Source organism: Allobosea massiliensis (assembly GCF_042655245.1).
In the GTDB taxonomy this organism is placed as follows: Bacteria; Pseudomonadota; Alphaproteobacteria; order Rhizobiales; family Beijerinckiaceae; genus Allobosea; species Allobosea massiliensis.
The window spans coordinates 50,633-75,627 of the sequence record NZ_JBHSLU010000017.1 but is presented as its reverse complement, the minus strand read 5'-3'; the positions used below and the strand labels follow the sequence as shown (position 1 = coordinate 75,627).

Below are 24,995 nucleotides of genomic sequence, written 5' to 3'. Positions count from 1 at the left end.
CAGGAGCATCCGCCTTTACGCTTGCCGGAGGCTATGCCGTCCATGATCGGGGACGCCGCGACCTCTTCCCGCCATGCCGTGTCACCCTCGAGAAGAGAAACGAGCGCGGTCGCGTGACACGCATGGAAGGCTCCTACTCCGACGGTTCTCGCATCCTGTTCACCTATGCCGAAAACCGCGGTGCGAGGCTCTCGATCCCCAGCGATCGTCGCATCTGATGACCCACGAGCCAGTCTTGATCGTGGTGCACCCCGGCAGCTGCTGCGGAAGCGCGAACCTCAATCTCGGCCGGTACGACGCCCGCGCAGCACGCGACGGGCTTAGCTCCGAGCTCGCCCGCTGGAACGGGCATATCGCCGTCATCGACGGCGACCTTTCCGACGACCTGGCTGACTACCCGATCTTCAATCGCGGTCTCACGGATGCCTTGGCGCGGAACGCGTCCGCCGGCTTCAAGAGCCGCCGCATAGACGGCGACGCCGCCGCAGATTTCGATCAGGCTGCGGCCGCTGCGGCACTGGTGGCTGATCTCGGCCTCTCGCCCCAGACGAACCCGATCAAGCTCACCGGCGCATGGACCCATGGCGAGGAGAGTGACAGCGGCTGTGTCGACGACGTCTACAGCACCCTCGCTGCAGCCGGCTTTTCCGTCGACATCCTCGATTCCGCATTCCTTCTCGAAGGGTGATCCTCAGCATGACCAGCAACCTTCACAACGCCGAGCTCCTCGCGGTCTTCAGTACGGGGAGGCCGCTCGCGCATCCGCTGGATGCCTACTGGCGTGCGCCAGGCGGGGTTGGGCCAATGGCTGCCACCTGGCAGGACAAGCCCCACCGCGTCGTCTACGACCTGATTGCTTCCATCGTGCACAGCAGCGCGCAGGCTGCGAGCGCAGTGGGGTCCGTCGCCGCAAGCCACGGTCACGTCGAGACGGTGCTTGCGGAGCTCGCAACGCTCCGAAAGGAGTATCGCCCCTCAATGGGGGCGGACGTCCTGCATTCCTGGGCCAGCGATCTCGTCGCCATCCTCGATAAGCTGAAGTCCCCGCCGGCCGCGCCTGTCGACCAGCTCGACAACGACCGTGGTGTCGCCGCCGACCAAGCGTGGCTCAACTACGATTTCGGCTACCCCGTTCAGGACGCCGAAGGCTGGGAGCGCATCACCCCAGGCGACGAGTGGACGCGCAAGGCGTACTTCGACGGCGACGAACCCGGGGCCGCGACGGTCCAGGGATCGTTCACGGTGAGGTTCGAGCCGGGCAACGCCAGCGTGGTCGAGGTCTTTGCCCTCTGCAATGGCCAGCGCGTCGGCAATTCTCTCTAGCCCTTTTCCGAGAGGCCTGGGTCATCAGACCCGGGCCTTTTCGCATTATCCGGACAATTCCAAGGATCCCCGATCAGAGATCGAGAAGTGAAAATCCCATAGAGGTAGGCGGAGCCGGCATGACCAAGATCGAATTCAAGGCCGAGCACCGCTTCGTCCGAACTGAAGCGCGCCGGCGAGCCAATCTCGCAAAGGGCCGCGGCCCTGGCTTTGCCTCTCGCCTCATGCGGCTGCCGAACCACGGCCTCATCAGCATCAATGCCGAGCGGCATGATCGGTCCGCTAAGGTCAGCGCCGTCAAAATTCAGTTCCCGACGATTATCGATCGGCCGATCCGACAGCGCATTGCGGACGATCTGCGCTGGGCCGCCATCTATCGACGCGACGCGCTCACGGCGCATCGTCAGAAAAACGAACAGCTGAAGCGCGTCTATATCATCGCGGCAAAAGCGTGCGTGAACGACGCTCGCGCTCTTCAAACCGCCTTTGCTCGCTTGCCCTGATGACCGGCCGACGTGTGCCCTGATAAAATGGGCATACGAAATTGCGCTTCATCGCCTCCCATTTCTACGCCGTCATTTTCGACGCGTTATCCGTGGATTATTGATCATGCTCGCGTTCGAAATTGAGGACAGCGAATTTCAATTCGGCGCGGTCTCGATCGGCGGAGATATCTGCCTTTGCATCGAAGGCGATGGCTCGAAATTCGAGCTCACCCATTGCTTCGTCGAGAACCAGCCGGCCGACGCATGGCTCAAGGAGCGCATGGCGTCCTGGATCGCAGACGATATCCGGACGCTGGGCCCACGCTCCCGAGTTTTGCTTGCCTATGAAGAGCGCGTGATCTCCGCCCGGGACGAGCGCGCAGCAAATCTCTCCGATCACCGTCGCGAGCAGCAGCGAATGGCCGCCTAGCGCATCACGCCGCCTGTTGCCCTCCCCACCATCGGCTCGTGGCCGCAGAAGGATCCTGGACAATGTCCGAACCCGAAACGAAACAGTACTACGTCTGTTTCACGACCCAGACGTTCGCCAAAAGCCCCGCAGAGGCGATCTCCATCGGACTGATGCAGTTCGACACCGGAAACGTCCATGTCAGCGTGACCACGGACACTCCTGGCGAAATCCATGAGTTCGACGACCTGCCTGCGACCACCGCTCTTGCGGCATACGCACTCAAGGCGACCGATCACTCGAAGAAGGCTCGAAAGGTCCTCTCCGAGCGCGTGAAACTGGTCGCGCCGGGGTTCTACATCGAGAACGACGGTGGCCCCTGGTATTGCATCGCGCCAGGTGACGTCGGCCGGATAGCCGACAGCTTCATCCGGCCTACCGATGCCCTTCGGATGATCCTCTGCCTCGCTGGCGACCCGCTTCCCAACGGCTGGCAGGTCAAGCCTCGAACCAGCAAGCTTTCGGCTGACATCGAATGCGGGCAGGGGTTCGACGCGTGCCTCTGGCGCCGCGATGCAGCCAAGCTTTTCCCTGCGCGAATGGCAGAGCTCCTGCCCGAAACTGCAGATGCCGCCACCACGTCGCAGCGTTCGCTCTGATGACGGGAAGCCCACGCCTTTTGACCCCGCGAGAGCGGCTGCATCAGGAATACGTCGTCGGCGAAACAGACCGCTTCGTCCTGTACGCGAGCGACCTCAACGGCTTTCGGATCGTGCGCAAGCGCGATGGCGCATCAGCCATCTTCGCCGGCGATGATCAGTGCGAACGCTTCCGCGACCACTTCTCCGGCGACGAATGCCCCGACGAGTCTACGAATGCCGAGAGCCAGGCCGAGGCTACCGACAGCGTCGGCACGTGGGCCGGGCTTGCGGGTGAGTTCGGGTGGATTGTCGAGGGAGACAAGACAAAGCCGCTGCCGGTGATTTTTCGCATCAATCGTGGAGAGCTTTGCGCCTACTTCCCGACCGAAAGCTGGGATGCTGCAGGCAACATCGCGAGCTACGCGCCTGTGGGGCAGCATGGCGCTGCCAGCAGGGAATGGCTTCGCAAGGGCCGCTTGGCTACCGAAGGGGAGTACCGGGATCTTCTGCGCGAGCTTCGCGGCATCTATGAGACCCACGACGCCGAACACATCCCGCTCAAGGTCTATCGCCGCGATCCCTCACGCCTCCTGGCGCGCCATTCCCGGATCGCGTCGAGACAGGCGGTGGCAGCATGAGGCAGACCCCTTATCCGCGCGGCTTCCTCACCCCGGAGGGCCGCGCGGTCACTCGAGGAATTCGGCGTCGACAACCTCCGGGACGAAGAGCTCGCACGCTTGCGCCTGCCGCCTGCCGCTTCGGAGAGCGCGCCCGCGGCCTGATCAGGCATTTCCCCCGCCCATCGAAAAGAGAAGCCAATGACCCCTGCTCAAGACCGAATCCTGACGACGCCGCTCAAGGCCGTCGGCAACACCATCCGCGTCTCATCCGACGGCTATCACGTCGCCACCGTTCAGAAGAGCATGAACGACGTCCCAGAATACGCCCAGATCTTCGCGGCGGCGCCGGTGATGATGGATGTCATCCTCTTTATCGAGGCCCAGACGGTCTCCCAGCCGTCCTTCTGGCGGCAGCGGTGGCCTCAGCACACCGTGCTGTTCGACGCCGCCGTCGCCCGCTGGCAGACGGAAACGCTCGGCGGCTCCCGCCCGAGCCTGGCCAACTCGACGGTCCTCACGCTCAGCGACGCGATCCATCAGTGGTGCAACCTTCCGCTGATGCGGAAGGCGCTCGCACACGTCGACTACGTCGCCGTTGATGCCCTTTCGGCCGCCTGAAGCGCAATCATCTGATCGGATCGCTCGTGCACGCAACCTTCTCCATCCAGGTCAATGTGACCGACAAGCAGGCTCTCTGGGATGCCGCCGCGGCGAACGCTGTGTCCAGCGGCAGCCATGACTCGCAAGCCACCTACAAGGCCGAATTCGGAATCGAGCGGGTCACCGACCATCTCCGCTTCCTCCTCGATCGCCCCCTGACGCTGAAGAACCCGGCGGGTTTCGAGGTGGTCGACAGCTACTGCGACGTCGACACCGTTCCGACACCCGAGGGGAATGCGCAGATCACTCTTCTCGCTGCCTTCACCGAACTGAGCGAGCATCCAGCAGACAGCTCCCGAGACGACGCGCTCAGCACGCTCAGCGTGGTTCGCATCCTGCTCGAGACGTGCCTGGAGACCATCCCGGACAATGCGGTCGGCGAACCCTTCAGCCACGTGCGGTTGGCCTATCATGAGGTCACGACCGACGTGGACGGGCTGCCGCGCGATGAGGCCCATGATCTGATCCAGAGCTTGGCAGACCATCTGCGCCCCATCGTGGAGGCTTTCTCCAAGAACGCCACTTCGGCTGCGGCCGCGCCGCAGGCCGACATCTACGCGCATCTCGGCACGCGCCCGACTGTGCCAGACGGCCACTCCCTGTTTATCGCCCGTCAGGAGCGCGACGCGATCGCGACATTCGAAGCCTATGTCGTCGCAGAGAACGCGCGCGAAGCATCGGCAATGGCCCATGCCGACGAATGCACATGGATCGCAAGCGGCGTCGGCGAGCTCGACGACCGAACGATCACGGTCGAGACTCCGGAATCGCCTTGACCGTCGTCGCATCAGCCTACGCGCGCCAGGACTTTGAGCTGTACGAGACTGAGGCGTGGGCAACCGAGGCGCTCATCGCACATCTCGGGCTCCCGAAAGGGCTACTGCTCTGGGAGCCGGCTGCCGGCAATCACAAAATTGCTGATATCCTTCTGGCGCATGGCCACCGAGTCATCACCAGCGACGTGACCCGGCATAATCGGGATCATCATTTTATCGCTGATTTTTTCGCCGACATCGAAGCGCCCGCGGTAAACGGGATTATTTCCAATCCCCCCTACGGACGACTGAACATTCTCGCAGTTCGATTTGCGAGGCTTTGCCTCCAGCGCTGCCCCGGGTGGGTCGCGTTGCTCCTGACCGCCAAGTTCGACTTCGGCAAGACCCGCATGGACCTCTTCGCCAACAACCCGCGGTTCTTCGCCAAGATCAGCTTGGTCGATCGAATCCAGTGGTTCCCCGGCGAAAGCCAGGGCACCGAAGACCACGCCTGGTATGTCTGGGCACCAAGCCCGGGCCCGGGCGTCGGACAGGCCAGGATCGCCTACGGCAAGCGATCCTAAAGCGCTGCTAGGGCGTCCTTTCCAGGACCGCGAGTGCGTCTTTCAGCTCCGGCACCGCGGCGAGGTCCAGCGCATTCGCGCGCAACCCCGAAATGAGCGCCCGGCAGTTCTCCTTCGGGTCGCCGTCCTCGATCTGCGCCTTGACCACCCTGAGGGCGATCTTATCCAACGCCTCTCGATCGGACGCCGACATGCCGCCGGTCGCCTCGATCACCTTGATCGCCTTTCGCATCGTGCCTTCGTGCTTCTTATTCCAGCCCACCACAGGCTCCAGCTCGGCATCCTGAAGCCAGCCCTTGCTTCGGCAATAAGCCGCGCTGCCTGGAATGTTGATCGAAGCGCCCATCACGCGCAGCGCCGCGTCGCGCGGCTTCAGTTCCTGCGCCGCCGCCGCGTAGGAGACGCAGGCGCTGAGGGTAAAAGCGGTCAGGATGCGAAGGGTCATAACGAACTCGGTTCGGGCAAAACACCGACGTTCTTTAGCTCGGTCGGATCGCAACAGGCAATGGTCCAACAAGGCGCTTGCCTCGAAATCCGACGCGACGTATTCAGAGGTCGTAGGTGATTTGCGCCGTCGTCAGTCGTGTCGCTGAACAGTACCTATGTCGCGTACACAATTGCTGCCGAAGCCGGAGATTTTACCTTGCGCAATCGCCGCGCAGTCGATGTTCTTTGCACACGACTCGAAAAAGTTCTTATCGAGCACCGTGTCAGAACGATCGTTGGTTCGACCTTGGTAGCCGACACCCTCGGCAAACCCCTGCTCACGATCCAACAGGTTGAGCGCATCGTGATCGCCTGGCTGATCGGCGACATAGACGCCGCCGCACTGCGCCTGAAGACGCTCGGCGCGATCTATGATGCCTACAAGCAGGGGAGGGTGGTTCCCCATGTTGATCACCGCGGCCTCGGCCGGCAGCCGTTGATCATCAACAACGAGTGCAAAGCGCTGCTCGATCTCTCAGATGCCCGGGCGGCATACGATCTCGAAATCGTCTGCGACATGCGCCCCAGCGCGACAGCATACGAGGCCCAGTCAGCGGCGGCCGCCGGCTGAGACTGACAAGGAATTGGATCGAGAAGGGGCGGACTGGTTGAACCCAGACCGGTTCGCAACCCCGATAAGGACAACGCGAAAGCGACGTTCCGTCGATCATGAGGCGATTTTTCGCTCAATCCCAAGAGGACAATTCCATGACCGCCCAGGCCCAGACCAAGACCAAGACCAAGACCGCCCGCACCCCCGCTCAGCTGGCCGCGATCCGTCGCTCGATCGGCCTCCGGATCGGCGCCGAGGCGCGCGCTGCCGCTCGCAAGCGCCACATCGACAACTGGCTCAAGAACAAGATCCGCGAGAACCGCATCGCCGCCTGGAAGGGCGAAAAGATCAAGGCCTACTACGCCGCGAAGCCGGCCAAGGCCGCCGCGTAATGGAAGAGCCCCGCCTCACCGGCGGGGCTTTTTCTTTGAGTGAGGTCTGCAATCCCAGGAGCCTTCAGGCCTTTGCGGCGCCTAAGCACGCCGCGAGCAGCCCCTGCACATCCTCATAGCTGAACTCTCCGTCCGACAGGTTATCGGGCTCGAACGAAACGGTTGGCTGATCGTGATAGGGCTGGTGAGAACTCCCACTGTAGCGGCGGACCTTCCCGTCGACGCCGACCGTCTGATAATTCGGGAAACGGCCGTCGCCTCGGTTGCCGAAGCGAGCCTTCATGCCGCTTTTCGGCCCGATTAAATTCCCCAAGACCCCGCGAAAATAATCGGGGTCAGTGACCCTCTGATATGGTTCATCCACGAGCTCGCTCCTTTTTCCAGATTGCGCGACGCTTCTGACAACCCTGAACCGAGACCGCCATCGCACGCGCGATCACGGCATCGGGCTCATTCGCCTCAAATCGCCGATACATCTCGGCGATGCCGGCCGGGGAAAGTGGGCCTCCCGGCGAAACCCGATACTTCATCGTCTCCTCCGCGCCGGGAGCACCGGCGAGAAGGCTGTCGATCGTAGCAAGCGCAGACATCAGCTGCGCGCGAACATTGATCAGTTCGGCTTGCATGGTCCCCTCCGTTGACAACCCACCAACCAAATGAGGGTGGCGCCTTCGGTTGTCAACCCACCAACCATAAGACAGGGCGCGCAGGCCTTCAATCTTTCGGAAATGCGCATGGGGAAATCGAATCCAACGGATAACCCCGAGGCAAAAATGGCTGATCTCACCTGGGTCGGACCCATTTCGACCGGCCGCTCGCATATGACCTATTTCGGTTCGACGGCGACGGAGAAAGAGGTCGTTGTCGTGATCCCCGTGCCGAGCCCGAAGAACGGCGTGCCGGCATGGCAGATCATCTTCACCGACGGGAGTTGCCGCACACCCTGCAAGCCGATCCACCCAACGCGGGAGGCGGCTTTCGCTCAGACAGCAATCGAACTGCAGCAGCCGATCAGTGAGCGCGGTCGACACTCTCGGCGCCTGAACGCCTTCCTGTTCACCAAAGCGCGGTTTCCTCGGTACGAAGCCCTGCCGAATAGCGACCTTTTCGCCGCGTGCAGCTTCATTGCCGAGACGCTCGATGGCGTCACCGCAACCGACATTTACAGCCAATTCGGCCGCGACCGCGCAGCCGCATAAGGGAGTTCCGAAAATGTTCGATATCCGCATGCCGACGCCCGAGGAGCTTCGCGAGCGCCATCGTCCCTGGGCCGAAATGATCGAGCCGCTCCTTCTCGACAAATGGTCCCCCGAGCTGATGGCGCTCTCGATCCCGACGACGTTCGTCGAGTTCCCGAAGCACCTCATCGCTCCGCTCTACGAGCCCCGGGCCGAATTCCCCGAGTTTGTCGATCTCGCCGCCGAGCTTGATCGCCATCTCGGTTTCAGGAACCATTTCTTCCGGCTCAACAGCCGCTCGCCCAAGGATGGGCCGTGGCCGCTGTTGGTCCCGATCACCTGCTCCGGCAAGCAGATCATCCAGGTCATGGCCTGTTCGGAACGGATGATGGAGGATCTCTTCAAATTCTCGAACACCGACTTGCAGCCGGTGGTTTGCCTGAGGAAGCAGGAGTTCAATCTTCGACCCGAGGTCGAACTCAGATGCTTCCTGAAGGGCGGCCGCCTTCTCGCTGTCGCGGAATATGGGCATGAGCCCACCTTCGCAGCACCGCATGACGCGGACGCTGCAATTCGCGAGAAGGTGGAGCGCTACGTGCTCGACGTCGTCGGCCCGCATCTGCCCCTGGACACCGTCGTCGTCGACGTCTGGTGCAAGCACGATGGCTTCGGCCTCATCGAGATCAACCCATTCGGGCTTTCGGATCCTGTCGGCGCGATCTCGTACGATGCCATCGAAGCTGGAATTCCTGGAATTGCGCGGCATGGTTCGATCGCCGCTGCCCCCTCCAACAGAATGGCTGTCTGAGATGCCGATCGAGAACGAGTTCAAATACGTCCTTCGCGACAGTCCTGAGCTGCGAGCGGCGCTCGGGCCTGCAGGGGAGAGCCTGCAGCAGGGGTACCTGTCGCAGCACAACCGCATCCGCGCTGTGCGTCCGGCGACAGGCCCGGTCACGCGCAAGTTCACGTTCAAAATGGACACCGAAGACGGGCTAGTCGAGCTTGAGCGTCGAGTGTCGAAAAAGGATTTCGATCGGCTCTGGCCTCTGTCAGCCAATCGGCTGACCAAAACCCGCTTCCGGTTCGACGATGGCGGGCACTGGGACGTCGACTTCTTCGGGGACCTCGCAGCGCCCTACTTCGTGATGGCCGAAGTAGAGCTCCCGGAAGGAATTGGCGAGCCGGCCATCGCGGATCGCTTGGCTCCACATCTGATCAAAGCGGTCGGGAAGGACACCGCTTTCACCAGCTTCCGTCTGTCGGACGAACGCTACGCTCGGCAGCTTCTCACGTCGCTGTCCCGGTAACGATGGACGACCGGCGTCGGGCCTCGCCGGATGATGGAAAATCGGAAGAAAGCGCGAAATCGCCCTTCCGGAAATCCCAAAAAGGACCAATCAACATGTCGAAGCTCGGTCTCGCCTACCTCGCTGTCAACCGCTCCGTTCTGGAAATGATGGCGCAGAACAGCATCCCCGTCAGCTCGCTCGCTGGCCCGAAGCTCTTCATCGAAAGCAGTGAGAAGCCGGAGCAGACCGAGGGCTTCCAGTTTTCGACCGACCTCGCCAACCTGGTCGCAGCGAGCGAGCCCGATGACGCCTTCCTCCGCATCGATCTCGACGGCGTTCTCGATCTCATCGACACGATCGGCACTGACGTGCTCGTGGAGGCCGGCCTCGGCGTGATCCCCGGTCACGATCGCTTCGCCTACGGCGTCGATCCGTTTCAGATCAGCCTGGCCGATTTTTCCGCCAGCATCGACGGCTTCGAGTTCGGCCCCGCCGTCACGTTCTCCGTCACCCAGCAGGCGGAGCCGACCGAGCTCGCCGCTCAGATGGCGGACGTGCCGGTCATCACCGTCGACGCAGATGCTTTCGAGACGTCCTTCCGCGAGTGCGACGATGTCGCGAGCTTCGATCCGCTGCCGAGCGAGGACGTGCTGATCGCAGGCCTGAACGCCCAGGCAGCCCCGGCCGCGAAGACCTACACTCGCCCGTGGATGCCCCGCGGCAAGTACTTCGCCTGGCTGCGCGCGCAGGGAACGCTGCAGCCGCGCAAGAGCGGCGAAAAAGCCGTCGCGGTGATCAAGCCGAAGCCGGCGACGAAGGACACCGAAGCGCGCCCGGCGCGCTCCGCTCAACAGCTTCGCGCCATCCGACGCTCCTACTCCATTCGCGGGCGCAAGGCGTCCGCCGCTTAAGCCTACGGCTTGGGGAGCATCAAAGGAGCCGCCGCAAGACGCGGCGGCTCCCAGACTATGGGACCACTCAAAAACGTGCTCCAGCCCACCCTGAGTGTGTAGCCGCCGACCTTGACCGAGATCGATCCCACGACCGCGATGGAAAGCGATACCGTCGGCTGATCGGCTGCGTCCTCTGAACGCCGCACTTCGATCTGCACTGAAACGGACATGGCCGCGATCACCGCGATCGGCCCGAAATCCAAGCGAATCCGGAATGAGCAATATGCTCTGAATTCGATCGATTGGGTTTGAGACAGCGGCGTCGGTGCAAAGGGCTGCACCAGCTCCCAGCCTGTAGGCCCGTCCGACATCGAACACCCCCAGCGCGCGCCCGGCTTCGTCCGGGTGCGCATACTGGCACGTGCTCCAACGCCATGAAATCCCTTCGTGGACGCCGAGGCGCAGCTTCGCCCATGGCCCCGGATGGGGCATAATAGAGCATCGCGGAAATCGATTTTAACTCGAATTTCGCGAACGCCGACGTTCCGAAATTAAACCGAATAATGCCGGGCAACGGCGCCGAAATCCCATGAGAGATCTGCACATGCATTCAATCGCCGTATTCGACGTCTGCAAGGCGTATGGGGGTTCTGAGGAAGGTGGCTGGTGGTTTGACGCGGGACAGCTCGAAACCTCACCCGAACTCGTCGCCATGGGCAAATTCGTCGAGACCGAGCAGGAAGCGCTCAAGATCCGCGATGAAATCCAGACGGTCCTGGACGCCGACTGGAACGTCGGCGATCGCCGGTTCGACCTCAGCTCGACCATCAGCGACGGGAAATACCTCGCGATGATCCACGAGGGATGGCCGCCGACCCATTTCCCCGCGACGCGCCCTCACTACGAGTGATCCCCCGGTTTCGAAATCCCAAAGGACGTCACGATGCAATCCGTCGCCAAGACCGCAGGCCACCACGCAACGATGCTCCTCGAGCCGATGACGGACTTCGCCATCACCGAGGCGGCGCGTGCCGCTTTCATCCGTAATTTCCGCAACCGAGTTACGGACATCGACACCATCAGCACGCTGATGTTCGCCGAAGCCGACGCTCTGGGAATCGAATGCAACTGCGTCGGTGACATCGATCTCACCCCGACGGCCGACAAGGATGTCTTCCTGGCGCTCGATCGGCTTCTCGACCGGATCCCCGTCGGATCGAAGTTCGTCTTCCGGTCGATCGCCTATGGTGACCTCTTGAGCGAGGTTCACTGCGAACTCTTCTACCTCTGGCGCAAACGCCTCGAGGGCGTACGCGAGGCGAAGACGAAGGGCCTCGCCGCGTGACCACGCCCACATGCGTGAAGCGTGGCTCCGTGGGCATGCGTTTGGCCGCCGGAGAAGTCGTAACGACCACCACCGGCCGCTCGACGTCGCCGTTCCCGAAGATCGACCTCGAGAGCAATCGCAAAGCCACGAACACGCTGCAGCGCGTGCAGCAATGGCTGATCGCAAACGCTATCTCCGAGGCATCCGCACGCGACGACGGATTTAATCGAAGGGGGTTCGAGGCGGCCTTGAAATCTCCGAGCCCCGCCGACCTGGACTGCGCCGAGCTTTATCTCTTCGACGCGGAATTTCTGCGCCCAGTGCAACCGCGGCTGCTGAAGCCGCTCGGCGCCCAAGCCGACGCGTTGTGATAGAATGCCGACCATCACCGAAGCACATTCAAAGGGCTCCCCCATTTTGCTCCGCCTATCGATCATCCTTTCGCTCGCAACTGCCGCAATCGGTGTCTGCGCCACGGTCACCGATGTTTCCGCCCAGTCCCGCAACGACCCCAAGACGATGCAGCGCCTCTGGTTCGAGGCCAACGGTCAGTGCCGCGGCGGCAGCGGCGACAACCCCAAGACCCATCTCGCCTGCGAAGAGCGCGAGGCCTACGGCAAGCGCCTCGGGCAGCTCGGATGGTGCTACGGCAAGGAAGGCGAGTTCGGCTACCAGAACAAATGGCACCGGTGCACCCGCAATTCCGTGCGCTGATCGAGCCTGACCTTCACGAGACGGAAATGTCAGAAAAACACGCGAATTTTCACCGCGTCGCGGAACGGCGCACGGACTCGATCGTCGACGCGCTGCGCGTGCTGTCGAACCTGTCCGGGCCCAGCTACGAGTGGTCCCCGGCCGAGGTCATGGCCTACCTCGACCGGATCGACGCCGCGAAGGAGGAAGCCCTCGCCCGGTTCAAGGAAACGAAGCGCTGGCGGACTGCGACACCCCTCGACGGCGCAGAGTCGCCGGCGCCCGAAGCAGCGGCCGAAATGGCCGACGAAATCGATGCCGCGACCGAGTCCGACGAGGTCGACGAAGACCAGGACGTCGATCAAGTGTCGGTTGCCCTGAAGCCTGCGGATAAGCCGGCCCCTCACAAGGGGCATCCTCGCAGTCTCACCATTGCTCAGATCATGGCCGAGTGCGCCGATGATCGCGAGATGCTCGCGGAAATGGTCCGACTGCAGCGGATGCTCATTCACGATCAGGCACAGCGCCTCGGCAAGAAGGCCGAGTATCCGACAGTCAACGCTGCGTAGGCGAGGGCGCGAAGAGCGCGTCAGTGAGCCGAACGAAGCGGGCTGAACCCGAGACGCTCGGAAACCCCGACAAGGGCACGAAAGGAACGCTCATGCTTCGCCAGGCTCTGATCGCGATCACACGCAAGTCGGACATCATCGAGACGGCCAAGGATCTCGGCATTCTCGCGCGCACCATGCTCACCCGCCGGCGCAGCCTCGGGGACTTCTTCGATGGCATGGGCGAGACCGAAGCATTCCACGCTGCCGAGACCGGCACGTGGATCGACGCCGAAGCCATCTCCGAGGGCCAACAGGGCCCCTTCGACGCCTGCGATCTCCCTGCGTACCTCGCGATCGCGAAAGCCGCTGGTGTGCCGTCTGTGCCGGCACGGATTATCCTCGCCTTGAGCGAGGAGGAGGCCGACGCGGCGTCCGGCAAGCTCAACCTGACTGACCCGCGGTCCACGCGCATCCTCGAGAAGCTCGCGCGCTCCCTTCCTGCCCCTTCCGACGAGACGACCTCCGAAGGTCTGGTCGATCGCGAAGAGGTCACCGAAAAGCTCATGGCGGCGATGGACGAGATCCCTGAGGGGTGGATGGTCCGTCACGCGCGCGCCGGCGGCAGCAATCTCAAGACGCTCGCCGGCTCAGGCGTCGCCGGCGGCGAAGTTCCCGAGATCAAGTTTGGCCCCAACCTCGAGGTTGGCCCGGGCTGGGTCCGCGTCGGCAACCGGCGCATGGTCGACGTCTCCGATCGCCGTACCGTGCAGGCCATCGCCGAGGGGCCGGGCGGTACCACCCGCTTCGTTGCGCGTCCGTGGGTCAAGGCTTCGCGCTGGCGCACCGGTGATGACCCCCATCGCCAGGGAACCCCTTTCGCTGGAAAGGGATCCTGGCCGTGCGAATGGCGAGCCTTCATCGTCGACGGCAAGGTTGTCGGCGTGTCGAACTATTACGGGTGGCTCGGTGAGGCCACGCCGCTCGACGCCAAGATGGCGATCGCTGTCCGCGAGCTCGCCCAGTCGATGGCGGATCTGATGGTCCAGCGCAGCCTATTTCCGCGCTTTATGGACACCGAATTTGCGCGCCGCAGGCCTGAGTTCGCCGAAAAGCTCGCTGGCTTCGGTCACGAACAGGTCGCTTGCACGCTCGATTTCATCGAGACCCACGACGGCCTGCTTTTCCTTGAAGGTGGACCTGCGCACTCAGCCTTCGGCGGCGGCCACTGCTGCGCTTTTGCCGGCACCCGCGGCGCGCCCGTCATCGGAAACGCGATGGACGTCTCCGGTGTCGCCTTCACGCTCCTGCCCGGCGTGGTTCTCGCCGACATGGCATCGTGGAAGAATGGCGAACATGCCGACAGAGCCGGCGCCATTCTTGACTGGGAAGCCGTCGAGCTGCTCGCCTCCGAAACGCCCTCTGTCTGAGGAGACCACAATGTCGGATCGAAAGATGCCTCCGCGCGTCGACCTTGGCCGGCCGTCGGCAACGACGATGGGGCATCCCATGAACAATCGGCGAAACGCTCTGGCGCAGCCGAACGAGTTCAACCCTCACGGGCTCCGGACGATCATGGGCTATAACCTGCCGATATGGCAGCGCGGCCTGGTCTGGACCCAGGCGCAGAAGATCGCCTTCATCGAAAGCGCCTGGCGGGGAATACCGCTTGGCACGTTCACCTACAACGAAGCCGATATCGGCTCTCCGCTCGACAACCTGCTGATCGATGGGCAGCAGAGGCTCCACGCCGTCGAAGAATATCTCGACGACAAGTTTCCGGTTTTCGGCTGGAAATGGTCCGAGCTCACCGACGCCGATCGCCGTGGGTGGACGCTCACGCTGGTCTTCGCGAGCTACAAAACCACGACGGAGGACGAGGAGTTCCTGAAATCGTACTATGATCTCATGAACTTCGGCGGCACGGCTCACAAAGAGACCGAGCGCGCGACCAGCCAGGTGTGAGAGGGCCAGATGACCAGCCACATGCGACAGTACGCGATCGCGGTTGATGGCCCCGTCGCTCCCGGAACGCTGCTGCGACTGTCCGAAGACGCGCTTCGCGCGCTCGAGCCTCAGGCAGTCGGAACCGTCAATTATCGCAACTACGAGCTCCGCAGGCGCTCCGAGATCGCGCTCAAGGTCGCCGAGCACCTGCTCGACACAGGCGTCGAGCAGGCCAAGCACGCCGGCCCGTTCAGCACGGAGATCTTCGACGACGGACAGATGGTGAAGGTGAAAGCCGGCGCCGTCCGGTTCAGCACGCACCCGAAAGTCGGGCGCGACGGTGAAATCGTCCCGCGTGATTTCTCAGTCCGCGTCTGGCACGCCTACTCCGGTCATATCATGGACCACCGAGACGATGAGATTGTCGATCCGACTGTCCATTGGGTCGGTCGTGGAGGCTACTTTTTCTGGACACACGCGAACAATGTCGAAGCGATCTCGACGTGATGCGGTCGGCGTCATAAGCACCACCGCGGGCAACCCGCCACACGGTTGAGAACTGGAGAATAGGTATGGGCGACTTCGAGCGGACATTTGGGGCTGGTGCCGATGCCGCGACGATCGTAGACGCCTTTTCGCTTCAGCATGAGGAAGAAGAAGTCCAGGCTGCCGAAGACGTTGTGGCATCCACCGCGGCGCGAAAAGCGGCTGCAGAAGCCGCCGGCATACGTTGCTACTGGCGGGCGGCCGATCAAACGGGGGCGCAGCCGATCAGCGATGCCTCCCGGAAGCCGTCGTTTATTGCGTTCGACGCGTCAACAAACGCAGCGTTTGGCCGCATCTTTCTTATCGAGGAAGAGCCTGCGTATGCATTCGCTGACACACTTTTCGGCGAGATAAATTATCGTGAACGGCGGGAAACCTGGGCCTGGGCGCTGATCACCGAACGGCCTAGCGAAACCCTGCCGTTTAAAATCTTTGGGACAGCGCAAAGCGGTCCAGAAGCAGAGGGGCGCCTCTTCGAGGCGCGCCGATTGATTATCGAGCACAAAAAACAGCGTCCGCATTATTTCGTTCTGCTGCCAATTACGGCTGGTGGGATCATTTTCCCCGAGTACAACGAAGAGGATTTCACGAACGCTGTCGTTCACGTTGATCGCCAGAGCGAAGCGATTTTGGCGAAATACAGTCGTGGGCAGATCCTATTCGTCGTCGTCGCAACTGGGCGGAGCGAACATTCAGGCACAGTCCACCTCGAATTGGCCGAGGCGATCGCATCCTTCATTGCGCATTGCGATTTTCACTCCGCTGACGGGCGGCTACTTGGCGAAGATTGCGCTGCGAAGATCGAGCAGGCCTACACGAGCCTCGAAGCAGATCAAAAAGCAATTCAGACCGTCCAAATAGGCGACACTGCGATTTCGATAACGCGGGCCCTGTTGATGGGGAACCCTTGACCGACCTCACCGCTTACAGACATCAAGGACCATCGATGCCCGTTACGATCGAAAAAGAACCTGACACCGCGCCTTTCCGCACCCGGGAGCACTGCTGCTTCTGCTTCAAGGCCACGAGCTACTGGCACACCCCGAAGGACGTCGCAGTTTGCGTCGACTGTGCGGAAATCCATGAAGACGACGAGGTGCCCACCAAGTCGGCCTGGTGCGGCAGCGTCGTCGAGCGCTACCCACACCTGAAGACTGACCGCTACGGCGGGCACCTGTGATGGCTGCCACGTTCGAACTCGATCAAGCTGTGTTCGAGCAGCCGCAGGGCAACGTCCGCGGCTTTCTGCTCGCCATGGTGACCTACTCGAACGGCAAGTCGAAGCGGCTGGCCCACAGCTATCTTCTGACGGACAGTGTCCCTGATATCTCGATGGATTTGCCAAAGAGCATCGCGCCGGCCGACGTCGCCGTTGTCGCTGAAGCCCTTCTCGCGTTTCAGGCGCGCCTCGCCGAGCTCAACACCCCATAGCGTGGCAATCTTGGAGGGCTCCGTTCGGGAAAGGGCCATGGCCCAAAAATCCCGGAAATGGAGACGACCGTGAGGTATGGCCTCGATATTATCGGCGACGTTCACGGCAACGCCGCGCTTCTGATCGAGCTTCTCACCAAGCTCGGCTACGTCCTACGGGACGGTGCCTACGTGCACCCGGACGGCCGCATGGCGGCCTTCACGGGCGACCTCGTTGACGGCGGACAGCGAAACCTCGACGTCGTCGATATCGTCCGGGCAATGGTCATCGCCGGGTCGGGTCTCGCCATCCTTGGGAACCACGACTTCAACATCGTCGCATTCAACCGCCGCGATCCCCGACGCCCTGCTAAATTCCTCCGCTCGCATAGCGAGCGCCACATCCAGCAATGCGCTCAGACCCAGGCTGAGATCGATGCCGATCCGGAGCGCGGCGCCAGAGCCCTCGCGTTTCTCGCATCGTTGCCGCTCTGGCTCGAGCTGCCTGCCGTTCGCCTCGTTCACGCGCACTGGGATCTTGCGTCGATGGCGGCGCTGGCGCCGCATCTGGACGAGGCCAACGCGCTCACCCATGAGGGTTTCGTCGAAGCGGCGGCGCTATCGGGATCCGTCGGGGACGCCCGGGCTTTGCTTCTCTCCGGCCCCGAGGCGGAGTGTGCGCCCTACCTCGATCGCAGCGGTCACCACCGCACGATGGATAGGGTCGCATGGTGGCTAAAGGGCGATGACCGCGATCCGAGGCCGCTGTTCTTCGGGCATTATGCCATGCCGACACCGCTTTCCATCCATGGGAATGCGGTCTGCGTCGATGCTGGCGTCGCCAAAGGCGGGCCGATCGCGGCGTATCGCTTCGACAGCCGCACAGACCTCAGCGAGACGAATTTCGTCTACTGCGGAACGGCTACTTGAGACCCATCTGGGCCTTCGAGACCAGCTTATTGTTCTGGAACATCGCGTTCATGTTGGCGCCGGCCATGCCAGATAGGCCGCCGCCTACCCAGGCGTACATGACGGTCTTGAAGCCAGCCATCTCGGACGAGGAAATCTCCTCCCCCTCGCAGCCAAGAATGGCTTTCACCTGAGTGTACGACATGCCGGTGGCAACCTTGTCGTATGCCGCCTTGGTGGCGCAGTCGTTTGCAAGAGCCCCAGAAGCTGTCGCGAAAAGCAGAGCTGACGATACGATAGCTATCTTCACTTCATCGCCTCCAAGAACACGTCTTCCGAAATCAACCGTCGCTGCTTTCGGTGCGCAAAACAAGTGTTTGACCTGAAGCTTCACAGATGAGCGATCCCGGATTGGATCGAAACCCCACCAACGACATGAGGCGAACGCCGACGGCTTCGCTAAGTCCTGAAAGGACCATCCCATGACCAACCGCTCGTTCAGCGTGAAGCAGATCATCGCCATCAAGGCCAAGGCGAAGCAGAAGGCCGACCTCGCTGAGAAGGCCGCCAAGGCCGCCTCGCGCGCCGCCTTCGCCAAGCGCCGCCACTTCGCGAACCGCGCGATCGCCGCGAAGGCCGCGCCGCAGGCTGCGTGAAGAAAGAGCGCCCTGGTATCCAGGGCGCTTCCCCTTCGCGTGCAAATTGACGCAAGTCACGGCGGATTTTTTAGAGGCTGCGCTGCAATCATGGGCGCCTAGCAGGAGAATACCATTGCGCGGCGTAGCATCCCTCATCGGCATCGCGTGGGCGATCGCCGCAGCCTTTGGCACCTATAATGCCTTCTTCACGGGAAAATTGCCTCCGAGTTTCAATATGGGCGTTATGGTCCTCGGCATCCTATGGGTGCCGCCGGCCCTGATTGCGCTGGCGCTCTGGCAACTTATTTCGAAGGAAGCGCAGCTGCAGGAGGAAGCGCTTAAGGCCTGCGGCGTCTCTCGCCATTCAAGGCTCGTTTTCTTCGTCGAAGACTCAGGCATCGCGATCAATCCGGCAGAGAAGAGATTCACGCTGATGCAGGATGGTCTGTACAAGACCTACTCATTCGACGATCTGCGCGGCTATCGCACCTTCTATCAGCCGACCGGCAATTCCCTTCGTGGCCTCGCTTCCACATCCGGCCTCTTCATGACGGTCGTCTGCGATCGCCGCCGCGAATGGCACATCCCGATGCTCTATCAGTCCGATCAGGAGCGTTGGGCCCAGATCATCCAGATGGAAATCCTCGACGTCGCGGAAGCCGCCTGACACCGGCAGCGGACGTGGTGCCCAAAGCCGGCCGCCGGCACATAATTTGGTCGGCGCCAAAGCCGAAACGTCTTACAGGGGGCAATTCGCACGCGACATTCACGGGATGTCGCGTGGCGTCCGCGATAAACGAAGGGACCTCCTTGGAATGAAAACGAGGCGTTTGAGGGAATGCGAGGTTCATGTCGACGTTATTGGTCGAGAGCTCGACTGTCAGCCTGAGCTTCAGAAACGGCGAATAGAACTCTCACTCTACAATGGATGGGATGAAGAGCAGCCAGCGCTTCTGCTATCGGAAGCGGAAGCCGCAATGCTGGGTGGCCTCCTAATCGCTGCCGCAGGCGTTTCCCCGTCAGTCCAGCCCGACGACCACTACGGCTACCCGCACATTGACGCGCTCCAGGAATACGACAGCATTGCCGGGGAAGACGAAGGAATAGCGGAAAGCTTCCCGCTCATTCGGCCGAGTTACTACGACGAGCCTGACAACACTGACGCGAAAGGTGACAGCGCTCATAAGTCAGAAGGTAAGCCCTGAATTAGGGCCAAACACCGATTCTGAGAACCGCATCTGGTCTAGCCGCCCACCGGGAAACCGGTCCTCAAGTGGTCGGCGTTGGCGAGCTCCACGGGTGACGGGCTTGCGAAAATCGCGGAGCAATCGTGCCGCGACAGACGAGGCTGGGCAACTGGCTCCGGGCCGACGCCGTGAGGTCGGCTCTTTCCGGATATCGGGGAGATGATCAAAGGGCCGGGAATTCCCGGCCGGCGCTTGCAGGATGGGCGCGCCGCAAGGACAGACACATATCCAGGAGAGGCCCCGTTCGGAAACGAGCGGGGCCTTTTTCGTGCCTGCAGCACCAAATCCCGGCGAACCCGTTCGGCGAAAAACCCCGGAGATGAAGATGCAGATTTTCAACATCGAAGCCGCGCGCGACGTCATTCGTCAGATCGAGACCCGCCGCTACGAAATCGGCCAGAAGCGCTGGCAGGCGGTCGTCGATGCCCGACCCGTCCTCAACGAGCTGTTCGCCAATACACCCAACGGCGTGATGGGTCTCAACTTCCGCACCCTCCTGCATCCGGAGGCGTCGTATCTGGTGATCGATCTCGCCTGTGGCGATTACGGCTGCCAGCGCCATGGTCGGGTGAATTTTACCCGCGTCGGTTTCCGTGAGGTCGACGGAGTCACCTCCGCGGTCGATCTCACCAGCGGGCAGGTCCTTGGAGCGATGAACACCATCGCGATCACGCACTACCGGCACTGGCCGATCGAATTCAGCTATTCCAACAACCCGCTGCGAGAGGCTGCCTACACCGGCTTCGTTTTCGGCTCGCCGAGCTCGCAGGACAGCCTGCCCCGCACCCGGTGGGTGCTGCCTCTCTCCGGTCCGGCCCTTCGGCACCCTGCCTTCCAGCGCCAGGCCGACTTCGCTCTGGACGCTCTCGCCAACAAGGTCTTGGCGCTCAATGTCCTGCTCAAGCTCGATCGCGAAAATGACGAGACCAGGATGGAAACCGAAGAGCAGCAGGCCATCGTTGCCAAGGCCGTCTCCGCCGCGGCGGCTGAATTCCCGCCAGAAGAGTGGGACGCCGCCCTGGTCAAGCTCATCCGGTCGATGGACTGGACGTTCGATTACGCCGACCGGCCGGTCGTCCGCTACTACGATCAGCGCACGCAAATTAAGCTCGCCCTCTGTGCGTTGCCCTTGCAGGTCGCCGTCGGCTTTCTCGGCATCGCCGGATGTGAGTGGCAGTATCCGCTCGGCCTCCTTCATAATCATCCCGAGCGGCTCAAATTGGCCGCTTGATCGCTTGATGAATCGTACAGGATCACGACAAAGTCTGAGAACGAAACAGCGCTAAAGGCCGCTTCGAGGAGAACCAAGAGCCCTCGCTCTTTGGCAAATCCCGGAGATAAGCAATGATCCAGCACGGCGTCGCCCCGTTCCTCGAATGCTCCAGCAAAGGCGACCGCCGTCTGAGCGCTTTCAGCGCGAGGATCCGCGGCCGCGGCAATCGCTCCATCGAAGAAATCTTCCAGGGAGCGAAGATTTTCGCCGACGGCTCGACTGGCCTCCACTGGCGTGAGGCCAAGGGCAAGAAGGCCGTGAATGCCGACGAGGTTCGCGCGCTTTATGCCGTCCTTTGGGACGAATATGTCGCCGAGAACCCCGAATTGCTCGACGTGATCAAACGCGCGAGCGGATTGCAGGACGTTTTCGGCCAATCGGGCCACTGCTGTCAGGCAAGCGAGCTGTGGCGCATCCGATGCGCGGCGCTCGGTGCCGGCGGGGCCAAGGCGGCATCCGAAGGTGGCGTGGATCCTCGCCGCCGCCTGCAGCTTCTGCTGGGCCTTGGGGAGGGATAATCCCTCCCAGCTCGATCATTTTCCGCTGAATTTCCCGCATCCAACCGCAGTGGACGCTTGCGCATATGCAGATGAAATACCTGATGTACGACGTGCATGGGACGCCGCGGCCGTTCCTGTTCGGCGCCGACATGGCCCATGCCGATATTCACAAGATGGTCGGTGGCGCATTCGATTTGATCGGCGCCGGCTTCGTGTCAGCCCAGAATTGCGCCCCGCGGGCGTATGGATCATCCACCACACTTCGCGTCGGCGCCAGGCGCGAGGATACCGCCATCATTCGGCAACATCTCGGCTGGGAAGACTGATTTGAGCGGGGAATCCGAGAGAGCCATGAGGCCCAGCATCCGCGTAACGTTCGAAGATTGGTGCGACAGTGCCCAGTACTGGCACCGCAATCTTCAATGCCTGCCCCCGGTCGGCTCGACCGTTGTTTTCGATACCGCGCCGAAGGGCGTGCGCCACGAAATCACGTCAATCGAGCACCGCATTGGCAGCGAACATCGCATCATCGCCTATGTCCGGCAAATTCGCTTCCTTCCCGAAGCGCCGGCGACACTCTGAAATTGCGGGCAATCCGCATAGGACCGAAGGGGTCAAGAAATTGGCGATAAAATCTCCTGTGACCATCCGCATGAAGGATGCGGAGACCGTCGACCAGCGTCCGCTAAAGCCGGAAACCCTCGATCGGATCACGCGAGGCATGAACGCCATCACGACAGGCCTGTACGATTACCAGCGTCGGGTGATCGATGAGATCGTGAGAACCCCGCGCCGATAGGGCGATAAGGACGGTCCAGATGCAAGAGGCCATCACCTTCACCTTCAACGACGGTTCAGTGATTTCGTTCACGCCGCCGCCGCCTGTCGAGAAGCCGATCGACGCGCCCACCAGTGCAGACTGCGCCTCATGTGGCGCGTGCTGCCTAGAGGCCGGCTACGTGGCGGTATCGGCTACCGATGCGACGCCGCGAGCACTGACGCGTTCCCCTAAGGGCCTGGGGCTCTCTGACAAGACCCTATCCAGGCTAGGGCCGCGCTGCATGAAGCGGCATCTCGGCGGCCGCTGTGTCGCACTCGAAGGCGTCGTGGGCAAAAGCGTTTCCTGCTCGATCTATAGCGCGCGCCCCAATGTCTGCCGCCAGTTCGAGGCTGGCAGCGAGGGCTGCCTGAGCGCACGCGAGCAGATGCGCTATAAGCTCGAGACCGACCGTGCGTGGCGCGGCTATGGCGAAAATTGGCAGGACACTCTCGGCTGACCGCCGACAGATTCACCAGCCGCCGCCCACCTCCGATGTCGAGAGGACAAATCATGCGAGGCAGACCCCCGAAACCCCCGAAAGCGGAAGAGCCATTCCGCCTACAGCCGGGCGATCAGTTCCGCTTCGGCCCGGGCACGCTCATTCGCATGAATGGGGACGGAGCGCAGGGCGCCGATCCAGCTGACCAGGAATTCGTCGTGGTCGGTACCGCGATGACGGGCGGTGGAATTGGTCACGGCGACGTCTACCCCGATGGGTACGAGGTGAGGGCTGTCCCTCTCGGCACTGCGCTGCAGGAGATCGGTACCGAGATGGTGCGATTCTATCAATCCGGGGCTTTCGCCTCAAACATCACGCCGCCACCTGTCATCCTGACGGTGCGGGCGGTACCCGAAGTCGCGCAAAAATGGGCTGGCACAGCATGATCGATCCCGAGTTTCAGCGCCTTGTCGAAACCGTCCAGAAAGAGGCCGCAGCACTTCGGGACGCTCCCGGTCCGGTCATCGTCGCCACTCCAGGCGCCTGGTCCCTGGTCGACAATGCCGTCTTCTCAGTCCGTCACATGGACGATGAAGAGCTCCGCAAATCCGTGGTCGAGGATCTCCTGGGCGTCGCCGACTGGGAGCGCAAAGGCAAGGTGATCGACGTCACCGCGGTCGCGCTCACGCGCTTTCTGCCCGCCGAACTGCACGGGCGCGTAGCATCTGCGCTGGCCGACCCGTTCGTGCAATCGCTCCTCGAGCGCCGAGCCGATGATCAGGTTCGTATCCACAAGGACCATCTTCAGGACGCCATGGACTTCGCCGGCGTCTGGCTCGAGGGCTTCGAGCCGCTGACCGACGAGCCTGTGATCCGAGCGGCAATCTAGCCGCCTGACACGGCCGATACTCCACGGCATATTCGGCCGCCGGAAAACCTGATAAAATCGGCATATTATAAGCCGAATTTACCGCTCATATTTGCGCGAGCATTTTGCCATGAAATATTCCGGTTATAGCCCGACGCTCCATGCGCTCACTTTGAAGCGCTACAAGCCGCGCATGAGCCTGACGCCCGATATGTGGGACCTCTGGTGGCGCTCCATGTCCAACGAAGAGCGCCAGGCGGAGCACGACGAGCTCATGGCCCACGAGACAGTAGATTGCCCTGTCTGCAACTGCAGACACGGGCATTCGCTGACTTGCCCGGCGCTGGGCGTCGTTCCCGTCCTCGAACTCAAGGCCATTCGGCCCATTCAGGCCCAGTAAGGAACCCCGCGGGGCTGAACCCGACAGGCTTCAAAACCCCAGGAAGGACAGTCCGATGGCTCCCAAGCGCAACGAACACGCCGCTGCCCTGTCGCTGCGCGCCGGTAACGCCGGCTGTGCGGTCGCCGTCGACACGCGTCCGAAGATCGTCAAGGCGAAGAAGGGCAGGGGCTCGTACAGCCGCCGCGATTTCCGCCGCGATGAGCGCTAAGAGGATGGTGACCCATCCACTTACGAAGGTCACGAACTGGTACGTCGATCACCTGCAGCGCAACCGCCGTGAATGGATTGCGGCGTTCATTTGCGCGTTCGGCTTCTGGGATCGCAGCCTCGGACATTGGAACCTGCTCCTGCTGGTTCTCGCCGTCCTCGGCGCTAAGGCATCGCGACTGCCTCTCGTGAAGGCGGCTGCGGTCGATTTCATGAACTGGTCCCTCGACCACATCGAGGCCGCAAGTCGGCGGCGCGCCATTCGCGCCGGCACGCACGGAATGATCAAGCGTTTCCCGCCAAACCGGGCCGATCTCGATCAATACCTTCTCGGGCGGATTACCCTGAAGGACCAGGATCAGCGGCCGCTCTACGATCTGAAAATCCTCGCCCATCCGGAATCGAACACGCCAGCGATGGTCCTGCCCGGCAAGGTCAGGGTCGGCATCGTGTCCATGAACATCGCCGATACTGCTCACAGCGTGAACGAGCTTGCGCTGCTGGATATCGACGCCGATCACTGCGTCGAAATTCGGGTTAGCGACGTCGACCCTTATGCATTTCGGGTTGGCGGCGAGACACTCGTCATTGACCTTGCGTCCGGCCAGGCTGCAATCCTGGAGTACACGGTGTCCATGGCCAATCGGCCGGCCGAGCCTGAGCACGTCGGATTGATCCGCGCGGCGATCGAAACAATCGCCGAAGCGCCGATCCGAGAAGCTGCGCACGAAGTGCTCGCGGGCGTCGATAACGGAGCGAGCGCGGTGAAGGCGCTGCGCAAGCGCTTTGCCCAATTGCTCCACCCCGACCGCTCTTCGTCATCCAGCGCGAGCAACGCACTGGGGCTGATCAATGCGGCTCTCGATAAAGCCGAAGCCTGAAAGTCTCCCGATGGCCCTTCGCAGGAACCCTTACGCGCGGCGTCGTCCCGAACCAGAGCCGGGGCCGC

General features: G+C 62.2%; 45 protein-coding genes. 39 read left to right on the top strand and 6 right to left on the bottom strand.

The features are described from left to right. Positions 1-235: 235 nt before the first annotated feature. The 9 genes from ACFPN9_RS09265 (at position 236) to ACFPN9_RS09225 (ending at position 5,477) form a co-directional block, all read left to right on the top strand. Positions 236-688, top strand: a complete 453-nt coding sequence (locus ACFPN9_RS09265; protein WP_377816590.1) for a hypothetical protein — start codon at positions 236-238, stop codon at positions 686-688. Positions 689-696: 8 nt separating this feature from the next. Continuing rightward, positions 697-1,323 (top strand): hypothetical protein, encoded by a 627-nt coding sequence (locus tag ACFPN9_RS09260; protein ID WP_377816588.1) that lies wholly within the window; start codon positions 697-699, stop codon positions 1,321-1,323. Between the two features lie 119 nt (positions 1,324-1,442). Further along, the gene (locus tag ACFPN9_RS09255) at positions 1,443-1,826 is read left to right on the top strand and encodes a hypothetical protein (RefSeq protein WP_068203868.1); all 384 of its coding nucleotides are present in this window, start codon (positions 1,443-1,445) and stop codon (positions 1,824-1,826) included. Positions 1,827-1,932: 106 nt separating this feature from the next. Beyond that, entirely contained in the window at positions 1,933-2,238 is a 306-nt protein-coding gene (locus ACFPN9_RS09250) for a hypothetical protein (protein WP_068203877.1), read from the top strand. Between the two features lie 62 nt (positions 2,239-2,300). Next, positions 2,301-2,876: a hypothetical protein gene (locus ACFPN9_RS09245; RefSeq protein ID WP_377816585.1), complete on the top strand. Its 576-nt coding sequence runs from the start codon at positions 2,301-2,303 to the stop codon at positions 2,874-2,876. Continuing rightward, entirely contained in the window at positions 2,876-3,496 is a 621-nt protein-coding gene (locus ACFPN9_RS09240; RefSeq protein ID WP_377816582.1) for a hypothetical protein, read from the top strand. The genes ACFPN9_RS09245 and ACFPN9_RS09240 overlap by 1 nt, the downstream gene beginning before the upstream one ends. Positions 3,497-3,676: 180 nt before the next feature. After that, on the top strand, positions 3,677-4,096 hold the full coding sequence (locus tag ACFPN9_RS09235; protein ID WP_377816580.1) for a hypothetical protein: 420 nt from the start codon (positions 3,677-3,679) through the stop codon (positions 4,094-4,096). 56 nt (positions 4,097-4,152) lie between these two features. Then, on the top strand, positions 4,153-4,914 hold the full coding sequence (locus ACFPN9_RS09230; RefSeq protein ID WP_377816578.1) for a hypothetical protein: 762 nt from the start codon (positions 4,153-4,155) through the stop codon (positions 4,912-4,914). After that, positions 4,911-5,477: a hypothetical protein gene (locus ACFPN9_RS09225; protein WP_377816576.1), complete on the top strand. Its 567-nt coding sequence runs from the start codon at positions 4,911-4,913 to the stop codon at positions 5,475-5,477. Before ACFPN9_RS09230 ends, ACFPN9_RS09225 begins: the two co-directional genes overlap by 4 nt. Positions 5,478-5,484: 7 nt before the next feature. Here the strand turns inward: ACFPN9_RS09225 and ACFPN9_RS09220 are convergent, their stop codons facing one another. After that, complete coding sequence (locus ACFPN9_RS09220; protein WP_068203898.1) at positions 5,485-5,922, bottom strand: hypothetical protein; 438 nt, start codon at positions 5,920-5,922, stop codon at positions 5,485-5,487. Between the two features lie 138 nt (positions 5,923-6,060). Between ACFPN9_RS09220 and ACFPN9_RS09215 the strand changes: the two genes are divergently transcribed. Continuing rightward, positions 6,061-6,534 (top strand): hypothetical protein, encoded by a 474-nt coding sequence (locus ACFPN9_RS09215; protein ID WP_377816573.1) that lies wholly within the window; start codon positions 6,061-6,063, stop codon positions 6,532-6,534. Positions 6,535-6,671: 137 nt separating this feature from the next. Then, a complete protein-coding gene (locus ACFPN9_RS09210) occupies positions 6,672-6,908 on the top strand; it encodes a hypothetical protein (protein ID WP_377816571.1) in 237 nt (78 codons plus the stop codon). Positions 6,909-6,972: 64 nt separating this feature from the next. Here ACFPN9_RS09210 and ACFPN9_RS09205 read toward each other — a convergent pair whose 3' ends face one another. Both ACFPN9_RS09205 and ACFPN9_RS09200 read right to left on the bottom strand, forming a co-directional pair. Then, on the bottom strand, positions 6,973-7,191 hold the full coding sequence (locus ACFPN9_RS09205; protein WP_377816569.1) for a hypothetical protein: 219 nt from the start codon (positions 7,189-7,191) through the stop codon (positions 6,973-6,975). Between the two features lie 73 nt (positions 7,192-7,264). Next, positions 7,265-7,534, bottom strand: coding sequence for a hypothetical protein (locus tag ACFPN9_RS09200; RefSeq protein ID WP_377816567.1), 270 nt, complete (start codon positions 7,532-7,534; stop codon positions 7,265-7,267). Positions 7,535-7,681: 147 nt separating this feature from the next. Here ACFPN9_RS09200 and ACFPN9_RS09195 point away from each other — a divergent pair, with 147 nt between their 5' ends. The 4 genes from ACFPN9_RS09195 (at position 7,682) to ACFPN9_RS09180 (ending at position 10,289) form a co-directional block, all read left to right on the top strand. Continuing rightward, complete coding sequence (locus ACFPN9_RS09195) at positions 7,682-8,107, top strand: hypothetical protein (RefSeq protein WP_068203908.1); 426 nt, start codon at positions 7,682-7,684, stop codon at positions 8,105-8,107. A 118-nt stretch (positions 8,108-8,225) separates the two neighbouring features. Beyond that, positions 8,226-8,894 carry an ATP-grasp domain-containing protein gene (locus ACFPN9_RS09190; RefSeq protein ID WP_377816564.1) on the top strand — a complete coding sequence of 223 codons (669 nt, stop codon included), beginning with the start codon at positions 8,226-8,228 and terminating at the stop codon, positions 8,892-8,894. A gap of 1 nt (position 8,895) precedes the next feature. Next, on the top strand, positions 8,896-9,396 hold the full coding sequence (locus ACFPN9_RS09185) for a hypothetical protein (RefSeq protein WP_068203912.1): 501 nt from the start codon (positions 8,896-8,898) through the stop codon (positions 9,394-9,396). A 95-nt stretch (positions 9,397-9,491) separates the two neighbouring features. Then, complete coding sequence (locus ACFPN9_RS09180) at positions 9,492-10,289, top strand: hypothetical protein (protein WP_377816561.1); 798 nt, start codon at positions 9,492-9,494, stop codon at positions 10,287-10,289. 2 nt (positions 10,290-10,291) lie between these two features. On the opposite strand, the gene ACFPN9_RS09175 is transcribed toward ACFPN9_RS09180, so the two are convergent. After that, on the bottom strand, positions 10,292-10,684 hold the full coding sequence (locus ACFPN9_RS09175) for a hypothetical protein (RefSeq protein ID WP_156451723.1): 393 nt from the start codon (positions 10,682-10,684) through the stop codon (positions 10,292-10,294). Between the two features lie 191 nt (positions 10,685-10,875). Between ACFPN9_RS09175 and ACFPN9_RS09170 the strand changes: the two genes are divergently transcribed. From ACFPN9_RS09170 to ACFPN9_RS09115, 12 genes are all read left to right on the top strand, one after another. Continuing rightward, the gene (locus tag ACFPN9_RS09170; RefSeq protein WP_068308117.1) at positions 10,876-11,181 is read left to right on the top strand and encodes a hypothetical protein; all 306 of its coding nucleotides are present in this window, start codon (positions 10,876-10,878) and stop codon (positions 11,179-11,181) included. 33 nt (positions 11,182-11,214) lie between these two features. After that, positions 11,215-11,616: a hypothetical protein gene (locus tag ACFPN9_RS09165; protein ID WP_068204559.1), complete on the top strand. Its 402-nt coding sequence runs from the start codon at positions 11,215-11,217 to the stop codon at positions 11,614-11,616. Beyond that, positions 11,613-11,969 (top strand): hypothetical protein, encoded by a 357-nt coding sequence (locus ACFPN9_RS09160; RefSeq protein ID WP_156451791.1) that lies wholly within the window; start codon positions 11,613-11,615, stop codon positions 11,967-11,969. The genes ACFPN9_RS09165 and ACFPN9_RS09160 overlap by 4 nt, the downstream gene beginning before the upstream one ends. A 4-nt stretch (positions 11,970-11,973) precedes the next feature. Next, positions 11,974-12,312, top strand: coding sequence for a hypothetical protein (locus tag ACFPN9_RS09155; RefSeq protein ID WP_068204553.1), 339 nt, complete (start codon positions 11,974-11,976; stop codon positions 12,310-12,312). Next, positions 12,279-12,860 (top strand): hypothetical protein, encoded by a 582-nt coding sequence (locus tag ACFPN9_RS09150; protein ID WP_377816557.1) that lies wholly within the window; start codon positions 12,279-12,281, stop codon positions 12,858-12,860. Before ACFPN9_RS09155 ends, ACFPN9_RS09150 begins: the two co-directional genes overlap by 34 nt. Before the next feature lie 23 nt (positions 12,861-12,883). Next, the gene (locus tag ACFPN9_RS09145; protein ID WP_377816555.1) at positions 12,884-14,269 is read left to right on the top strand and encodes a hypothetical protein; all 1,386 of its coding nucleotides are present in this window, start codon (positions 12,884-12,886) and stop codon (positions 14,267-14,269) included. A gap of 145 nt (positions 14,270-14,414) precedes the next feature. Then, a complete protein-coding gene (locus ACFPN9_RS09140) occupies positions 14,415-14,804 on the top strand; it encodes a DUF262 domain-containing protein (protein ID WP_377816553.1) in 390 nt (129 codons plus the stop codon). Positions 14,805-14,813: 9 nt separating this feature from the next. After that, complete coding sequence (locus ACFPN9_RS09135; protein WP_068204537.1) at positions 14,814-15,293, top strand: hypothetical protein; 480 nt, start codon at positions 14,814-14,816, stop codon at positions 15,291-15,293. A gap of 65 nt (positions 15,294-15,358) precedes the next feature. Next, positions 15,359-16,243 (top strand): hypothetical protein, encoded by an 885-nt coding sequence (locus ACFPN9_RS09130; RefSeq protein WP_377816550.1) that lies wholly within the window; start codon positions 15,359-15,361, stop codon positions 16,241-16,243. 35 nt (positions 16,244-16,278) lie between these two features. Beyond that, positions 16,279-16,512 carry a hypothetical protein gene (locus ACFPN9_RS09125; RefSeq protein ID WP_068204532.1) on the top strand — a complete coding sequence of 78 codons (234 nt, stop codon included), beginning with the start codon at positions 16,279-16,281 and terminating at the stop codon, positions 16,510-16,512. After that, on the top strand, positions 16,512-16,763 hold the full coding sequence (locus ACFPN9_RS09120) for a hypothetical protein (RefSeq protein WP_068204529.1): 252 nt from the start codon (positions 16,512-16,514) through the stop codon (positions 16,761-16,763). The genes ACFPN9_RS09125 and ACFPN9_RS09120 overlap by 1 nt, the downstream gene beginning before the upstream one ends. A 69-nt stretch (positions 16,764-16,832) precedes the next feature. After that, a complete protein-coding gene (locus ACFPN9_RS09115) occupies positions 16,833-17,672 on the top strand; it encodes a metallophosphoesterase (RefSeq protein WP_377816547.1) in 840 nt (279 codons plus the stop codon). On the opposite strand, the gene ACFPN9_RS09110 is transcribed toward ACFPN9_RS09115, so the two are convergent. Further along, positions 17,665-18,045 carry a DUF3862 domain-containing protein gene (locus ACFPN9_RS09110; RefSeq protein ID WP_377816545.1) on the bottom strand — a complete coding sequence of 127 codons (381 nt, stop codon included), beginning with the start codon at positions 18,043-18,045 and terminating at the stop codon, positions 17,665-17,667. The two genes, ACFPN9_RS09115 and ACFPN9_RS09110, sit on opposite strands and share 8 nt — an antisense overlap. An 88-nt stretch (positions 18,046-18,133) precedes the next feature. On the opposite strand from ACFPN9_RS09110, the gene ACFPN9_RS09105 reads away from it, so the two are divergent. The 8 genes from ACFPN9_RS09105 (at position 18,134) to ACFPN9_RS09070 (ending at position 22,586) form a co-directional block, all read left to right on the top strand. Further along, positions 18,134-18,307, top strand: coding sequence for a hypothetical protein (locus ACFPN9_RS09105; protein ID WP_156451792.1), 174 nt, complete (start codon positions 18,134-18,136; stop codon positions 18,305-18,307). A 115-nt stretch (positions 18,308-18,422) separates the two neighbouring features. Beyond that, a complete protein-coding gene (locus ACFPN9_RS09100) occupies positions 18,423-18,956 on the top strand; it encodes a hypothetical protein (protein WP_068204523.1) in 534 nt (177 codons plus the stop codon). A 148-nt stretch (positions 18,957-19,104) separates the two neighbouring features. Next, positions 19,105-19,494 carry a hypothetical protein gene (locus tag ACFPN9_RS09095; RefSeq protein ID WP_156451793.1) on the top strand — a complete coding sequence of 130 codons (390 nt, stop codon included), beginning with the start codon at positions 19,105-19,107 and terminating at the stop codon, positions 19,492-19,494. A 367-nt stretch (positions 19,495-19,861) separates the two neighbouring features. Next, positions 19,862-20,767 carry a hypothetical protein gene (locus tag ACFPN9_RS09090; RefSeq protein ID WP_156451794.1) on the top strand — a complete coding sequence of 302 codons (906 nt, stop codon included), beginning with the start codon at positions 19,862-19,864 and terminating at the stop codon, positions 20,765-20,767. 113 nt (positions 20,768-20,880) lie between these two features. Further along, complete coding sequence (locus ACFPN9_RS09085; RefSeq protein ID WP_068204512.1) at positions 20,881-21,327, top strand: hypothetical protein; 447 nt, start codon at positions 20,881-20,883, stop codon at positions 21,325-21,327. Positions 21,328-21,398: 71 nt separating this feature from the next. After that, entirely contained in the window at positions 21,399-21,635 is a 237-nt protein-coding gene (locus ACFPN9_RS09080; RefSeq protein ID WP_156451795.1) for a hypothetical protein, read from the top strand. 25 nt (positions 21,636-21,660) lie between these two features. Then, on the top strand, positions 21,661-21,891 hold the full coding sequence (locus ACFPN9_RS09075; RefSeq protein ID WP_068308315.1) for a hypothetical protein: 231 nt from the start codon (positions 21,661-21,663) through the stop codon (positions 21,889-21,891). A 236-nt stretch (positions 21,892-22,127) separates the two neighbouring features. Beyond that, entirely contained in the window at positions 22,128-22,586 is a 459-nt protein-coding gene (locus ACFPN9_RS09070; protein ID WP_082735035.1) for a YkgJ family cysteine cluster protein, read from the top strand. A gap of 101 nt (positions 22,587-22,687) precedes the next feature. Here ACFPN9_RS09070 and ACFPN9_RS09065 read toward each other — a convergent pair whose 3' ends face one another. Continuing rightward, positions 22,688-22,825, bottom strand: a complete 138-nt coding sequence (locus ACFPN9_RS09065; protein WP_377816540.1) for a hypothetical protein — start codon at positions 22,823-22,825, stop codon at positions 22,688-22,690. Positions 22,826-23,010: 185 nt separating this feature from the next. Here ACFPN9_RS09065 and ACFPN9_RS09060 point away from each other — a divergent pair, with 185 nt between their 5' ends. The 4 genes from ACFPN9_RS09060 to ACFPN9_RS09045 all read left to right on the top strand — a co-directional run bounded on the left by ACFPN9_RS09060 (position 23,011) and on the right by ACFPN9_RS09045 (position 24,927). After that, positions 23,011-23,457: a hypothetical protein gene (locus ACFPN9_RS09060; RefSeq protein WP_377816538.1), complete on the top strand. Its 447-nt coding sequence runs from the start codon at positions 23,011-23,013 to the stop codon at positions 23,455-23,457. Positions 23,458-23,566: 109 nt separating this feature from the next. Next, positions 23,567-23,836 carry a hypothetical protein gene (locus ACFPN9_RS09055; RefSeq protein ID WP_377816536.1) on the top strand — a complete coding sequence of 90 codons (270 nt, stop codon included), beginning with the start codon at positions 23,567-23,569 and terminating at the stop codon, positions 23,834-23,836. Between the two features lie 55 nt (positions 23,837-23,891). Continuing rightward, the gene (locus tag ACFPN9_RS09050; protein ID WP_377816534.1) at positions 23,892-24,047 is read left to right on the top strand and encodes a hypothetical protein; all 156 of its coding nucleotides are present in this window, start codon (positions 23,892-23,894) and stop codon (positions 24,045-24,047) included. A 4-nt stretch (positions 24,048-24,051) separates the two neighbouring features. After that, a complete protein-coding gene (locus ACFPN9_RS09045) occupies positions 24,052-24,927 on the top strand; it encodes a hypothetical protein (RefSeq protein ID WP_377816532.1) in 876 nt (291 codons plus the stop codon). The last annotated feature ends 68 nt before the right edge of the window (positions 24,928-24,995 follow it).